This window comes from Nitrosospira multiformis, assembly GCF_003050865.1.
Taxonomy (GTDB): Bacteria; Pseudomonadota; Gammaproteobacteria; order Burkholderiales; family Nitrosomonadaceae; genus Nitrosospira; species Nitrosospira multiformis_E.
Window position 1 is genome coordinate 1 of sequence record NZ_QAOK01000014.1, and the last position, 13769, is coordinate 13769.

A 13769-nucleotide genomic window follows, 5' to 3' on the forward strand; every position below is an offset into this window, starting at 1 on the left:
GAATTACCGCATGAGGGTCTTGGCTCAATGCGGTTGGAACGGTGTGATCAACCGTGTCTGATGAATGACCCATCCCCCGTTAATGGGAAAGAGCCTAGAACTTCACCAAAATCAATAGCTTTTTGGTTGCGGGGGCAGGATTTGAACCTACGACCTTCGGGTTATGAGCCCGACGAGCTGCCAGACTGCTCCACCCCGCGCCAGAGAACTGAGATTATAACAAGCCGGGTTTATAAAGGTCAAATCTCTTTTGTTATAATCATAGATCAGAGGGCGTATGTTCGCCTCGAACTGAGTGCCTTTCGGACCTTTCGGGAAAGGGAAAACAATCTCCTGGAAACGGCCGCCTTCTTTCTTCTACATACTATCATTAATTCCCATTTTCTTATGAGAGTTAGCGCACAGAGAGACGGGTAAAATAGGGGCAATATTCGACCTTGCGATCCTGTGCACGTTAAGTTCCGCTTACTTGCTGCCCTCAGCCGTTTGTGCGCGGATAAGCAGAAAGGGGACAGGCCGCCCGAAGGTTAAAGGGTTTAGTTTAAAAAGGCGATAAGTCCTTATGAAGGTATAGGCAATATGATTACCGAAGCTGATATTCATACAGCAAGGATTCTGATTGTCGATGATCAGGAAACAAATGTGCAGTTACTGGAAAGCATGCTAGCCGCCGCAAACTACACGTCTGTCACCTCGACGACCGATCCGTTCATGGTGTATGAACTGCACCGGCAAAACCACTACGATCTGATTTTGCTCGATTTGAAAATGGCTGGCATGGATGGGTTTCAGGTACTCGAAGCCCTGAAAGAAATCGAAGCAGATGGATATCTACCTGTATTGGTCGTCACCGCCAATCCCGATTCCAAGCTGCGAGCGCTTCAGTCCGGGGCCAAGGATTTTGTCAGTAAGCCTTTTGACATGAGCGAAGTGCTCGCCCGCGTGCATAATCTGCTTGAAGTGCGGCTGCTACATCAGCAAGCGCGCAGTTACGCAAAGTCGCAGGAATTCATGGCACTGCATGATCCGCTGACGGAACTGGCCAACAGACGGCTTCTGGTGGAAAGAGTATCCCAGGCTATCATCCATGCAAAGCGCAACAATAGCGTTATGGCAGTCTTGTATCTGGATCTGGATGGGTTCAGGCAAATCAACAACACAATGGGTCACGATGTAGGCGATCTGCTTCTGAAGCTGGTGGCGGCCCGCCTGATTGCCGCAGTTCGACAGGAAGATACCGTAGCTCGGCTCGGCGGTGATGAGTTTGTGATTTCGATGCCGTATGTAAGCAATCTCGATGGCGTAAGTCGTACAGCGGAAAAAGTAATAAAAGCACTGTCGCAGCCTTACAGAATTCAGGGAAATACCATCGCCCTGACCGCAAGTGCTGGTGTCGGAATTTTTCCTGATAATGGCAAAGATGCGAAAACCCTTTTGAAGAATGCGGATGCTGCCCTGCTGGAAGCAAAACAGGCGAACAAAAATACTTATCGAATTTCAGAACGAGTAAGCGCCTAGCATTCAGCCCCGCTCCCGCCACTATTGCTGTGTCGCTGCAAATTTCCCATATCTTGCTGAAATCAGAACATTTATCGGAAAACCACATTCTGTTTCTGCTCGCCAAGAAAATATAATAATGACTGGCTCAAGAAAAAGAAGAATCGGTTTTTCCGTGCTATTCATCTATAAGACGGGTTACGAATAGAGGAAAATGATGAAACCGGTTAACGGGAACAAACGGGATAAAAATAATGATCAATAAACCTGACACTCTGAACGCTAAAATCCTGATCGTGGATGATCAGGAGGCCAACGTCCGGCTGCTTGAACAGATGCTGAGCGACGCGGGTTATAAAAACATTACCTCGACGATGGATCCGCGCGAAGTCAGCGATCTCTATCGGCAGAATCATTACGATCTCATTCTTCTTGATCTGTATATGCCTGGAATGGATGGTTTTCAGGTATTGGAAGCGCTAAAGAAAATTGAACGGGAAGGTTATCTTCCGGTACTCGTAATCACTGCGCAACCGGGTCATAAGTTGCGGGCGCTGCAAGCAGGAGCAAAGGATTTCGTCAGCAAGCCGTTCGACCTGGTTGAAGTTCAGACCCGTATTCAAAATATGCTGGAAGTGCGCCTGCTGTATAAGCAGTTGGAGGATTACAATAAAAGGCTGGAACAAACGGTTGCGGAGCGAACCGCGGAACTGCGTGAAAGTGAAGCCAGATTTCGCCGTCTCACGGAACTGGCTTCTGACTGGTACTGGGAACAGGATGAAAAGGGAAATTTCACCAAAGTTTACGGTCCCGTCCTGGATATGCTGGGGATTAAAGTCGACCACTTGATGGGGGAATCCAAGGGGCATAATGGAACGCGCTGGAACGAAGCGGAGTATTCAGTTTTCAAGGCAAATATCGCGGCAAGACGGCCTTTTATCGATTTTATCTACAGACGGACCAAACCGGATGGGTCGACGCAATATCTGATGGTCAGCGGTGAACCTATGTTCGATTCTTCCGGCCGCTTCACTGGCTATCGGGGTATTGGCAAGGACGTCACCGACAGCATGCATGCAAGTCAAGCCTCACAATGAGTGCTCAACCCTTATGAGTCTTTTCGGTGAGACGTAACCTTCCGTTGAAATTTCTCCCAGTCCAAGGAATCGCTGCCCCTTGTCATACAACCGCACCTGTCTTCCTGGTGAGAGGCTTTCCCCTGCCGGATGACTGGGGATTGCGCGTCCCTGGAGCAGAGATAAAGCCGCGGCGGAATCCACAATAACCGCGGGAAAAGACCCCAGGAGACTATCGGCTGGCAGCAGGCAGGAATCCCGTTGAGATGGCGGCATAGCTTCGAGTGCGGTCAGTGTATGTGCCTGTGGCAAATTAAAACCGCCCAGTGCACTCCGGCACAATGCGGTAAGATAAGCACCACCGCATCCCAGCGCACGTCCCAGGTCCTCTGCCAGCGTACGAACGTAGGTACCGCTCCCACATGTCACACGCATGCGTATTTCATTGCCTTGATACGCCTCGATACTCAAGTCGTGGATCGTTATCTCACGCGGCTGTCGTTCGATTTCCACTCCTGCTCTGGCAAAGGTATACAGGGGTTTCCCGTGGTGCTTGATTGCGCTGTACATGGGCGGCACTTGCGTAGTTACGCCGATAAAGCTTTTGAGTACTGTCTGGAGCTTCTCCCATGTCAGATCCACGCATTGAGGTTCCACACCGACAGCAATTGAAATCTTCCCCTCTGCATCACCAGTCGTACTCATATAGCCAAGTCTCAGAGTGGCTTCATATGTCTTGTCTGCACCGAGCAGGGCTGATGAAAATTTGGTGGCTTCTCCGAAGCAAATGGGCAGCAAGCCTGTCGCCATCGGGTCAAGCGTACCGGTATGGCCGGCCTTATGAGCGGAAAAAATGCGTTTGGCGGTCTGCAGGGCCTGGTTGGAAGAAAAACCGGAGGTTTTATCGAGCAGCAGCACACCGCTGATATGCCGCTTGGTACCTGCAGACATTTGAACTATGGGGTCTCGGAGCTAACCTGAATCCCGGCAGTTACTATCGAAGGTAGAGCGGGATTTGCAGATAGTGCTGGGAACTGCCATCGATCATGATGGGCCTGGTGATATCCAGCTCCAGTCATGCAGCTTGCGGTAGTAGCTGCATGAATTCGACCAGATATAAGCGTGATAAACAATTCAGTTGTTGTCAGTTTCTTTTTCAGAACGGTCGGAAGCCACGGCTTCATCTATCAGTTGCGACAGGCGGACTCCACGTTCGATGGATTCATCATAAATGAAATGCAGTTGTGGTATGACGCGTAGCTTCAACCGATGCAGCAATTGGCCGCGCAAAAAGCCCGCAGCATTTTCCAGCCCGTTCTGGACGAGAAAGTTGTCACTTTCACTATGCAGCGTGGTATAGAAAATTTTCGCGTGCGCATAATCCTGGCTCACCTCGACACCGGTCAAGGTAATCATGCCTATGCGGGGGTCCTTGAGTTCGTTGCGTATCAGATCGGCCAACTCACGCTGCATCTGATCGGCAATCCGCAACGTGCGAGAATAATCTTTGGGCATAAAACTTCAATGCGGAGCTTTCGCCCCGCTTACAGAGTCCGCGCGATTACCTGGATTTCGTAGGTTTCCAACTGGTCGCCCACCTGGATGTCGTTAAAGTTCTTGAGTGACAGGCCGCACTCGAAACCCGCCCTCACCTCTTTCACATCATCCTTGAAGCGCTTCAACGAATCCAGTTCTCCGGTATGGATCACCTGGCCATTGCGTATCACTCTCACGAGCGAACCACGCCTGACAAACCCCTCCTGCACAAGGCAACCCGCCACTGCGCCTACTTTGAAAATGCGGAATACTTCGCGGATATCCAACAGTCCGGTGATATTCTCCTTGCGCTCGGGCGCCATCATGCCAGAAAGTGCAGCCTTGATCTCATCCACAGCTTCGTAAATGATGCTGTAATAGCGCACATCCACTTCGGCAGAATTGATGAGTTTGCGCGCAACCGCATCCGCCCGGCTGTTGAAGCCAATGACAACTGCTTTGGAAGCCAATGCGAGATTGATGTCCGATTCTGTAATCGCCCCCACCCCACTATGAATGATGTTGACCTTCACTTCGTCAGTTGAAAGTTGTTGCAGCGCGTGCGCCAGAGCCTCGTAAGAACCTTGTACGTCGGCCTTGATAATAAGTGAAAGGACTTTTACTTCTCCCCTCTGCTCGAACACGTTCTCCAGTTTGGCTGCCTGCTGCTTTGCAAGTTTTACATCGCGGAACTTGCCTTGGCGGAAGAGGGCAATTTCACGCGCCTTGCGCTCATCCGTCAGAGCCACCACCGATTCGCCGGCTACGGGAACCTCCGATAAACCCTGAATTTCAACCGGAATGGAAGGTCCTGCCTGCTCCACCTGTTTGCCGTTCTCATCCAGCATGGCCCGCACCCGACCATAAGCCGCGCCCGCCAGCAATATATCACCGCGCTTCAAGGTACCGGATTGAACAAGCATGGTTGCAACCGGGCCTCGCCCTTTATCCAGCCGTGATTCGATCACAATTCCCTTTGCCGGCGCATCCTTCGGCGCCTTGAGTTCAAGAACTTCAGCCTGGAGCAACACACTTTCCAGCAGATCATCGATACCTTGACCGGTCTTCGCCGAAACTTCGACAAACATGGTTTCACCGCCCCAATCTTCCGGCACCACTTCCTGTACCACGAGTTCCTGACGAATCCGCTCGGGATTGGCTTCCGGTTTGTCGATTTTCGTCATTGCCACTATGATCGGCACCTTCCCCGCCTTGGCATGATGTATTGCTTCAGCCGTCTGCGGCATTACTCCGTCATCCGCCGCCACAACCAGTATGACCAGATCGGTAACCTTGGCTCCCCGCGCACGCATGGCCGTAAAAGCCTCATGCCCCGGTGTATCCAGGAACGTCACCATGCCCCTTTCAGTCTCGACGTGATAAGCCCCGATGTGCTGGGTGATGCCACCTGCTTCGCCGCTTGCCACTCGTGTGCGGCGGATGTAATCCAGAAGCGAAGTCTTGCCATGGTCCACATGACCCATTACCGTAACGACCGGTGCACGTGCTTCCATTTTCAATTCGGAAGGCGCGATCTCGGTATCAGCCAGGAAGGCTTCAGGGCTATCGATCGCGGCGTATTTGGCGACGTGACCCAACTCCTCCACCACGATCATGGCAGTTTCCTGATCCAGCATCTGGTTGATGGTCACCATGTTGCCCATTTTCATCAGAGCCTTGATGACCTCAGCCGCCTTGATGGACATTTTCTGCGCAAGCGCCCCGACGGAAATGGTTTCAGGCACCAGCACCTCATGGACCAACGGCTCGGTCGGCGCTGAAAAAGCATGAGGGGCGGGTTCCCCGGAAATTCTGCCATGCTTATCCTTGCGCGCGCGCCAGCCGCTCTTTGCTCCGGTCAGATCACCCCTGGTCTTGAGACCACGCTTCTCGACCTTCTCTTCCTTCCAGACAACCGGCTTTGCCGGTTTCTTTTTCTTATCCGCCTTCTCTTCCGGCTTCACTACCGGCTTGTGCAAGGTACCTTCGGTAGAGGCAGGCTGCGACGCAGCTGCTTCCGCTTCCCCAGGTGCCACCGTTGCCGCCGGGACTGCCGAAGCTGACGAAGGAGTTTCAGTCGCAACCGGCGCCTCAGGCCCGGCTACAGCAGCAGTAACCGGCGCCGGGGGCGTTGCAGATTCTTCTGACTCTTTGATCTCCACAACCGGAGGCCTTTCACGCAGCCTTTTTTCCCGCAACTCGGCAGCCTGTCGCGCCATCAATTCAGCCTGCCGCCTTGCCTCCTCCTGCCGCAATGCCTGCTGTGCCGCATCGATGACAGGGGTTCGCACCGGAGGCACAGGAGGAGCGGAAGGTGCGGAAGGTGCGGAAGGTGCAACGGTCTCAGCCGTTTTCCGTTCGGCTGTCAAATCGCCTTTTACAAATACGCGCTTCTTGCGCACTTCCACCTGGATGCTGCGTGGCTTACCGGTGCTATCCGCCTTCTTGATTTCCGAAGTCTGTCGACGCGGCAGGGAAATCTTGCCCTTCTCCTCCTTGGCGCCATGAATCTTGCGCAGATACTCGAGAAGCTGCGTTTTGTCCTTCTCCGTCAGGCTATCCTCGGTCATGTGCTTGCGCACACCGGCGGCCTGCAACTGCTCCAGCAGCACGGTGGGAAGCACGCCAAGTTCACTCGCAAATTGCTCTACATTCATTTGAGACATTAATTACCTTCAGTCGGCTACGCTCTATCGGCCTGAGCAAACCACGGGGCACGTGCCGCCATGATCAACTGCCTGGCCCGCTCAGTATCCATTTCGACCATTTCCACCAGATCATCCACGGCCAGGTCGGCCAGGTCTTCCTGTGTGCTTACTCCTTTAGCCGCAAGTTCACGCGCGGTCTGGCTGTCCATGCCTTCCAGCGCGAGCAGGTCTTCCGCAATGTGCTCCACCTTTTCCTCGCTCACGATGGCCTCGGTCAACAACGCGTTGCGAGCCCGATTGCGAAGCTCGTTGATAGTCTGTTCGTCAAATGCCTCGATCTCCAGCATTTCGCTGAGGGGGACGTAAGCCACTTCTTCCAGAGTAGTAAAACCTTCCTGCGCCAGGATGTCCGCCACTTCCTCATCCACATCCAGTTTTTCCATGAAGAGCTGGCGCAAAACCGAAAACTCCTCTTCATTTTTTGCCTGCGACTCTTCCATCGTCATGATGTTGAGCTCCCAGCCCGTCAATTCTGATGCCAGCCGGACATTCTGGCCTCCGCGCCCGATCGCCTGGGCAAGATTGCCTTCGTCCACGACAATGTCCATGCTGTGTTTCTCTTCATCCACCAAAATGCTGCTGATCTCGGCAGGAGCCAGCGCATTGATTACGAATGTGGCGGGGTCATCCGACCAAAGGATGATGTCTACCCTTTCACCCGCCAGTTCGCCGGTCACGGCCTGGACTCTGGAACCTCGCATGCCTACACAGGTGCCGATCGGGTCCACCCGCTGATCATTCGACTTCACTGCAATCTTCGCACGCGAACCAGGATCGCGCGCTGCCACCTTGATCTCCAGCAAGCCCTCCTCGATCTCGGGCACTTCCAGTTCAAACAGCTTTATCAGAAATTCCGGCACGATTCTTGACAGGACTAATTGCGGACCTCTCGTGGTACGGTCGATCCTGTGCAAGTAAGCGCGCACTCTATCCCCGACACGCAGGTTTTCCTTGGGGATCATCTGGTCACGCGGCAATATGGCCTCCACCCTGCCGGATTCGATAATCGCGTTTCCGCGTTCCATGCGCTTGATGGTCCCGGTAACCATATATTCCTTGCGCTCGAGAAAATCACTCAGGATCTGCTCGCGTTCGGCATCACGGATTTTCTGGAATATCACCTGCTTTGCCGCCTGGGCACCGATGCGACCGAATTCCACCGGCTCCAGAATCTCTTCGATATATTCGTCAAGCTTGATTTCAGGATCTTGCTGCAATGCCCCGCTCAGCGATATCTGACGGGCCGCATCCTCCAGCGCATCGTCTGCCACCACCTGCCAACGGCGCAAGGATTGATAGTCTCCTGTCTGGTGGTCGATCGATACGCGCACGTCAGCGTCCTCGTTAAAACGCTTTTTCGTGGCGGACGCCAATGCAAGTTCAAGTGCCGCAAAAACAATGTCCTTCTCGACATTCTTTTCGCGTGCCAGGGCATCCACCAATAGCAAAACCTCGCGGCTCATGTTATCTCCAGCCAGTTACTCATAATTACAATTTCGGAACGAGACGAACCTTCTCAAGGTTATTGAGTTCAAGGTCCAGCATTTTTCCATCTACTTCCAGTTTTAAAATCCCGTCCTTCACTTCGCGCAAAATACCGACAAAATTTCTTTGCCCCTGTAACGCCACCCGCAGCCTGAGTTTAACGGACTCTCCCGCAAAGCGGATAAAATCCGCTGTCTTTTTCAGAGGCCGGTCGAGGCCCGGCGAGGAGACTTCCAGCCTGTCATAATCCACGTTCTCAACGGCGAGAAGCCGGCTCAGATGATTGCTGACAGCCACGCAATCATCCACATTCACGCCCTCGGTCTTGTCGATGAAAACCCGCAACAGCTTCCCCCCTGGTGACCGCTCCAGGTCAACCAGTTCATAACCCAGTCCTGCAAGGGTCGGTTCGAGCAATTCGTACAGATCCATAGGTGCCGATACAAACAAAAAATGGGCTGAAAGAAGCCCATCGTTATTATTCTATTTTAACAAATATTTATGATCCGGGAAATAGGAACTGAATTCCGCTTTCATGATCAACTGACAAATAATCTGTCAAAAAGTTTTTTCTGCCAACATGTTATAGAAAAAAACGGCAAGCCTGCAAGGGGGACCGCAATGCGTGGATTTGCCATCGGCATGCATAAATGGCGCATCGGTATGAAAAAACTTATTACGAAAAGCGCCGAATGATACAATTTACCAGCTGAAACAAAAATATTCAGGGAGGTAGCTGTGGCGACGATTCAATCCATCCTCAATGAAACACGCACCTTTACACCCTCCACTTCGTTCGTGGAACAGGCGAATGTATCCGGGAAAGAATATGATGCCCTTTGCGCAGAGGCTGAAAAGGACGAGACAGCGTTCTGGGCCAGACTGGCACGGGAGCACATTTCCTGGCACAAACCATTTACCCGCGTGCTGGATGAAACCAACCATCCGTTCCTCACCTGGTTCGATGACGGAGAACTGAATGTTTCATACAATTGTCTCGATCGACACCAGGTCACCCAAGCGGACAAGGTTGCGCTTATTTTCGAGGCGGATGATGGCGCTGTTACGTCCTGTACCTACCAGGATCTCTACCGCCGCGTATGCCGGTTTGCAAATGGTCTCAAGTCACTGAATATCAGGAAAGGTGATCGCGTCGTTATCTACATGCCGATGAGTATCGAAGCGGTAGTGGCGATGCAGGCCTGCGCGCGCATCGGTGCGACCCATTCAGTCGTGTTCGGCGGCTTCTCCGCCAAAAGCCTCCATGAGCGAATTATTGACGCAGGTGCGGTAGCCGTGATTACCGCGGACGAGCAATGGCGCGGCGGCAAGATCAATTATCTGAAAGCCGTTGTCGAAGATGCGCTTGGCAGAGGTGGTACGGATTCGGTGAAATCCGTCGTGGTCTACCAGCGGGGCAGCGGGGATCTGCAACTGCACGCTAATCGCGACATCTGGTGGCATGATCTCATCCGGGATCAGAGCGAGACCTGCGAACCTGAATGGGTGAACGCCGAGCATCCGCTATTTACGCTCTACACTTCCGGTTCCACCGGCAAACCAAAAGGCGTGCAACACTCTTCCGCAGGCTTTCTGCTGGGCGCCATCACGAGCATGCAATGGATTTTCGACTACAAGTCCTCCGATATCTTCTGGTGCACGGCTGACGTAGGCTGGGTCACGGGGCACACCTATGTGACTTATGGCCCGCTCGCCGTCGGCGCGACCCAGATCATATTCGAAGGCGTTCCTACTTATCCTGACGCGGGTCGCTTCTGGAAAATGATCCAGGATCATAAGGTGACCACGTTTTATACAGCACCCACTGCCATCCGCTCGCTTATAAAACTCGGACCCGATCTGCCGAAACAATATGACCTTTCCTCGTTGCGCTTGCTCGGTTCAGTGGGCGAGCCGATCAACCCGGAAGCCTGGATGTGGTATTACACGACCGTTGGCCAATCCCGCTGTCCGCTGGTGGACACCTGGTGGCAAACCGAAACAGGCGCTCACATGATCGCCCCCACGCCTGGAGCAGTAATGCTCAAACCCGGTTCCTGCACTTTGCCGCTCCCCGGTATCAAGGCCGGTATCGTGGATGAAGCAGGGCATGATGTGCCGATCGGCAAGGGGGGCTTTCTCGTGATCAAGCGTCCGTTTCCTTCCCTGGCCCGCACATTGTGGGGGGACCCGGAACGCTTCAGAAATACCTATTTTCCGGAAGAGCTTGGCGGTAAGTACTATCTCGCGGGAGATTCAGCCCACCGCGATGCGGACGGCTATTTCTGGATCATGGGACGCATCGACGATGTGCTGACTGTTTCCGGTCACCGTTTAGGGACAATGGAAATCGAATCGGCACTGGTAGCGAGCCCCCTGGTTGCTGAAGCCGCGGTAGTAGGCAAGCCGGACGAAATCAAAACCGAGGCCATCGTGGCTTTTGTGGTATTGAAAGGTGCGCGTCCGAAAGCGGAGGACGCTCATCGCATTGTCCAGGAATTGCGCAATTGGGTATCGCAGGAGATCGGTCCCATCGCCAGGCCTGATGAAATCCGGTTTGGGGATAACCTGCCGAAAACCAGGTCCGGCAAAATCATGCGCCGGTTGCTGCGCACGCTCGCAAGGGATGAGGAAATAACCCAGGATGTATCCACCTTGGAAAACCCGGCGATACTTGAACAATTGAAACAGGCGGTAGCGTAGTTGGGGAATCTGCGTCTCGGCCGGTTGCATGATGGCGCCCGATCTTCATCGGACGTCGAGCCTGGAATGACTTCATCGCCCTCTATTTTGCCTCCGCACATTTCCCATCTCCCCGGCCTCACTGATTATGAAAACGGGATCAGCGCCATTGATGCCGATTATTTGCGCCCCGGCCTGGTTGCAATTCATCTGATTGTGGAAAACGGCAAAGCTGCGCTGGTGGATACCGGAACTTCATCTTCCGTTCCCGGTGTACTGGAAGTGCTGCAGAAAAAGAATCTGGCTCCCGCAGATGTGGCGTACGTGTTTGTCACTCATATCCATCTCGATCATGCGGGGGGTGCGGGAGAATTCATGCGCCATCTCCCTAACGCCAAACTGGTGGTGCATCCGCGCGGAGCTCGCCATATGGCAGACCCGGCGCGTCTTGTCGCAAGCGCCATGACCGTCTACGGCGAAGCGGAATTCAAACGCATGTACGGGGATATCCATCCCATAGATGCGAGCAGAATCATCGAGGCGCCGGACGAATTCAGGCTGGATTTCAACGGCAGGCCGCTGCTGTTTCTCGATACGCCGGGACATGCGCGTCACCACTACTGCATCTTCGACGAGCAAAGCAATTCCTTTTTCACCGGCGACACATTCGGCCTTTCCTATCGGGAATTCGATGTCGATGGCATGGAGTTCGTGTTTCCGACGACCACTCCCGTGCAGTTCGACCCCGTTGCGGCGCATGCCTCACTGGACCGGCTCATGAGCTACAACCCGTCTTACGCCTTTCTCACGCATTATGGCCGCATCGCGCATCTCGCACGCCATGCGAACGAACTGCATGGCCTGATTGACGCGCACGTATTGATTGCGAGAAAGCTGCGAGACGTGCCTGACAGGCATGCAGCGTTGGTGGAGGAACTGGGCGAATTGTTGTTGCGCCGAGTAGTCGCACACGGCTGTAAATTAACCGAGGAAAGGATTCACAGCCTGCTGAGGCTGGATATTGAGCTCAATGCGCAGGGTCTGGAAAACTGGCTGGATCAGTCGAGTGGAAACAGTTGAAAAAATTCAGGTTGTGCAGTTATCGAGAAATACTACGAACTTCATCATTCCGGGCATCAACTCCGGAATCCATTCTGAATCAGAAATGACGCACCGATAACGTACCCCCAGGGGCTTACTCCCAGGGTTTCTGGATACCAGGTTCGCAGATGGGACGTTATATTGTTTGACTGCCGAATTTATAATTACGAAGCCATCCAACCGGACATTATCTTCTTCATTTCCCTGCTCTCTCCATTTCCATCTGCCTCACCCTCTCAAAAAAACATACCGCTGCCGCAGCCGCCGCATTCAGTGATTCCGCACCCCCTGGCATGGGGATAGTAATCTGTTCATGGGCGACCTGAAGCAACCCATCGCTCAAACCCGCACCCTCGTTCCCGAATACGAAGGCTACCGGGTCGGTCAATCTCATCTGGTAAAGATTTTTTCTCGCACCCAGTATGCTTGCAATCACCTTGCCTCTGAACGCCCGTGCAACTTCTGCCAGATTGGCACCTTCGTGGATTCGAACAAGGAAATGAGCGCCCATGGCGGCCCGAAGCGTCTTCGGCGACCAGGCGTCGGCACAGCCGTTGGAAAGATACACGTCGCTCGCACCAGCCGCGGCGGCGGAACGCAGTATGGAGCCGACGTTGCCAGGGTCTTGTATGGCTTCAAGCAATGCACAGAAGCTTTCTGCCTGCCCTCTCTTTTGCACGGGAATGGCTTCAGGAGAAGGAATCGGTACCACAGCCATGAGGCCGGTTTCAGTCTTTACTGTGGAAACTTCGCGGAACAACGCGTCCGGCAGAACTATGGCTTTCGCTTCCCGGTGGGGGCCGCCACCTTTTGTCACCTGCGTCACTTTTGTTACTTTTTCCAGCAGGAATCTGATTTCCGGGTTTTCACGCCCGGTCTCGCTCACGACCAGCTTTTCTGGCTCTCCCAGCGCAAAATAAGCTTCAATCAGATGAATGCCGTCAAGGAGTGTCAGTCCCGCAATTCGCCGTTGCCGGGATGATTCCTGCAATTTAACCAGTTCTTTGAAGGTGGGATTATCGCGAGAGGTAATAAACTTCATTGAGGAGTGGAGTTATCGGCGGAGCCCGCCATCGCCCTCCCCGTTCCCGAACCCATCCCGAACGGTTCCATGGGAATTGCCTGGTACCTCACTTCCAGAATCTCCAGTTCTTCCGTTCCTCCGGGCGCATGTAATGTCACTACATCACCTTCGCGCGCTTTGATCAATGTCCGCGCCAGCGGCGAAACCCAGCTTATGTAGCCCCTGGTGGTATCGATCTCATTCACACCGACGATGGAAACCGTTTTCTCCTCGCCTTTCTCATTGGCATAGGTAACGGTGGCACCAAAAAATATCCGCGTTTCATCTTCCCGGGGCGTGGATGGATCGATGATTTCCGCCATTTCCAGTCGTCTGGTGAGAAAACGAATGCGCCGGTCGATTTCGCGCAGGCGCTTTTTGCCATAGATATAATCCGCGTTCTCCGAACGGTCGCCGTTTGCGGCAGCCCAGGAAACCGTTGCGGTTACCTGAGGACGTTCCCTGTTCATCAGCCACAAAAACTCGTCCATCAGCCGCTTATGCCCCTCCGGAGTGATGTAATTTTTGGCGCCGGAAGGTAATGACGGCAGAGCATCCCCGTTGCCTTCTTCGTCAAGGTCGTCAGGCTCGCTTTCCCTGGTAAATGCCTTGCTCATGCTT

At 53.4% G+C, this 13769-nt stretch carries 12 protein-coding genes and 1 tRNA gene; 5 read left to right on the plus strand and 8 right to left on the minus strand.

Features of this window, described 5'->3' with window-relative positions; translation table 11 throughout:
* Positions 1–123: 123 nt before the first annotated feature.
* Positions 124–200, minus strand: a tRNA-Met gene (locus tag C8R21_RS08605).
* 379 nt (positions 201–579) lie between these two features.
* On the opposite strand from C8R21_RS08605, the gene C8R21_RS08610 reads away from it, so the two are divergent.
* Positions 580–1518: a diguanylate cyclase domain-containing protein gene (locus tag C8R21_RS08610; protein ID WP_107762318.1), complete on the plus strand. Its 939-nt coding sequence runs from the start codon at positions 580–582 to the stop codon at positions 1516–1518.
* Positions 1519–1751: 233 nt separating this feature from the next.
* Positions 1752–2594 (plus strand): response regulator, encoded by an 843-nt coding sequence (locus tag C8R21_RS08615; RefSeq protein WP_107762319.1) that lies wholly within the window; start codon positions 1752–1754, stop codon positions 2592–2594.
* Here C8R21_RS08615 and truB read toward each other — a convergent pair.
* The 5 genes from truB to rimP all read right to left on the minus strand — a co-directional run bounded on the left by truB (position 2586) and on the right by rimP (position 8734).
* Positions 2586–3524, minus strand: coding sequence for a tRNA pseudouridine(55) synthase TruB (gene truB / locus C8R21_RS08620; RefSeq protein ID WP_107762320.1), 939 nt, complete (start codon positions 3522–3524; stop codon positions 2586–2588). The two genes, C8R21_RS08615 and truB, sit on opposite strands and share 9 nt — an antisense overlap.
* A 183-nt stretch (positions 3525–3707) precedes the next feature.
* A complete protein-coding gene (gene rbfA / locus C8R21_RS08625) occupies positions 3708–4088 on the minus strand; it encodes a 30S ribosome-binding factor RbfA (RefSeq protein ID WP_107762321.1) in 381 nt (126 codons plus the stop codon).
* Positions 4089–4117: 29 nt separating this feature from the next.
* A complete protein-coding gene (infB, locus tag C8R21_RS08630) occupies positions 4118–6775 on the minus strand; it encodes a translation initiation factor IF-2 (RefSeq protein WP_107762322.1) in 2658 nt (885 codons plus the stop codon).
* Between the two features lie 17 nt (positions 6776–6792).
* On the minus strand, positions 6793–8280 hold the full coding sequence (gene nusA / locus C8R21_RS08635) for a transcription termination factor NusA (protein ID WP_107762323.1): 1488 nt from the start codon (positions 8278–8280) through the stop codon (positions 6793–6795).
* Between the two features lie 25 nt (positions 8281–8305).
* Entirely contained in the window at positions 8306–8734 is a 429-nt protein-coding gene (rimP, locus tag C8R21_RS08640; protein WP_107762324.1) for a ribosome maturation factor RimP, read from the minus strand.
* 69 nt (positions 8735–8803) lie between these two features.
* Here rimP and C8R21_RS08645 point away from each other — a divergent pair, with 69 nt between their 5' ends.
* The 3 genes from C8R21_RS08645 (at position 8804) to C8R21_RS08655 (ending at position 12064) form a co-directional block, all read left to right on the plus strand.
* Complete coding sequence (locus C8R21_RS08645) at positions 8804–8998, plus strand: hypothetical protein (protein WP_107762325.1); 195 nt, start codon at positions 8804–8806, stop codon at positions 8996–8998.
* 42 nt (positions 8999–9040) lie between these two features.
* Positions 9041–11005 carry an acetate--CoA ligase gene (gene acs / locus C8R21_RS08650; protein WP_107762326.1) on the plus strand — a complete coding sequence of 655 codons (1965 nt, stop codon included), beginning with the start codon at positions 9041–9043 and terminating at the stop codon, positions 11003–11005.
* 66 nt (positions 11006–11071) lie between these two features.
* Positions 11072–12064, plus strand: a complete 993-nt coding sequence (locus tag C8R21_RS08655; RefSeq protein ID WP_107762383.1) for an MBL fold metallo-hydrolase — start codon at positions 11072–11074, stop codon at positions 12062–12064.
* 217 nt (positions 12065–12281) lie between these two features.
* Here C8R21_RS08655 and C8R21_RS08660 read toward each other — a convergent pair whose 3' ends face one another.
* Together C8R21_RS08660 and greB are read right to left on the minus strand one after the other, a co-directional pair.
* Positions 12282–13127 carry a TrmH family RNA methyltransferase gene (locus C8R21_RS08660; RefSeq protein WP_107762327.1) on the minus strand — a complete coding sequence of 282 codons (846 nt, stop codon included), beginning with the start codon at positions 13125–13127 and terminating at the stop codon, positions 12282–12284.
* Positions 13124–13765 carry a transcription elongation factor GreB gene (gene greB, locus C8R21_RS08665; RefSeq protein WP_107762328.1) on the minus strand — a complete coding sequence of 214 codons (642 nt, stop codon included), beginning with the start codon at positions 13763–13765 and terminating at the stop codon, positions 13124–13126. The genes C8R21_RS08660 and greB overlap by 4 nt, the downstream gene beginning before the upstream one ends.
* Positions 13766–13769 lie beyond the last annotated feature (4 nt).

Bases quoted from the DNA above. Each gene is read 5' to 3' on its own strand.
- C8R21_RS08615 (WP_107762319.1), top strand. From the start codon at position 1,752: ATGATCAATAAACCTGACACTCTGAACGCTAAAATCCTGATCGTGGAT.
- nusA (WP_107762323.1), bottom strand. From the start codon at position 8,280: ATGAGCCGCGAGGTTTTGCTATTGGTGGATGCCCTGGCACGCGAAAAG.
- greB (WP_107762328.1), bottom strand. From the start codon at position 13,765: ATGAGCAAGGCATTTACCAGGGAAAGCGAGCCTGACGACCTTGACGAA.
- infB (WP_107762322.1), bottom strand. From the start codon at position 6,775: ATGTCTCAAATGAATGTAGAGCAATTTGCGAGTGAACTTGGCGTGCTT.
- C8R21_RS08645 (WP_107762325.1), top strand. From the start codon at position 8,804: ATGATCCGGGAAATAGGAACTGAATTCCGCTTTCATGATCAACTGACA.
- truB (WP_107762320.1), bottom strand. From the start codon at position 3,524: ATGTCTGCAGGTACCAAGCGGCATATCAGCGGTGTGCTGCTGCTCGAT.
- rbfA (WP_107762321.1), bottom strand. From the start codon at position 4,088: ATGCCCAAAGATTATTCTCGCACGTTGCGGATTGCCGATCAGATGCAG.
- C8R21_RS08655 (WP_107762383.1), top strand. From the start codon at position 11,072: ATGACTTCATCGCCCTCTATTTTGCCTCCGCACATTTCCCATCTCCCC.
- rimP (WP_107762324.1), bottom strand. From the start codon at position 8,734: ATGGATCTGTACGAATTGCTCGAACCGACCCTTGCAGGACTGGGTTAT.
- C8R21_RS08610 (WP_107762318.1), top strand. From the start codon at position 580: ATGATTACCGAAGCTGATATTCATACAGCAAGGATTCTGATTGTCGAT.
- C8R21_RS08660 (WP_107762327.1), bottom strand. From the start codon at position 13,127: ATGAAGTTTATTACCTCTCGCGATAATCCCACCTTCAAAGAACTGGTT.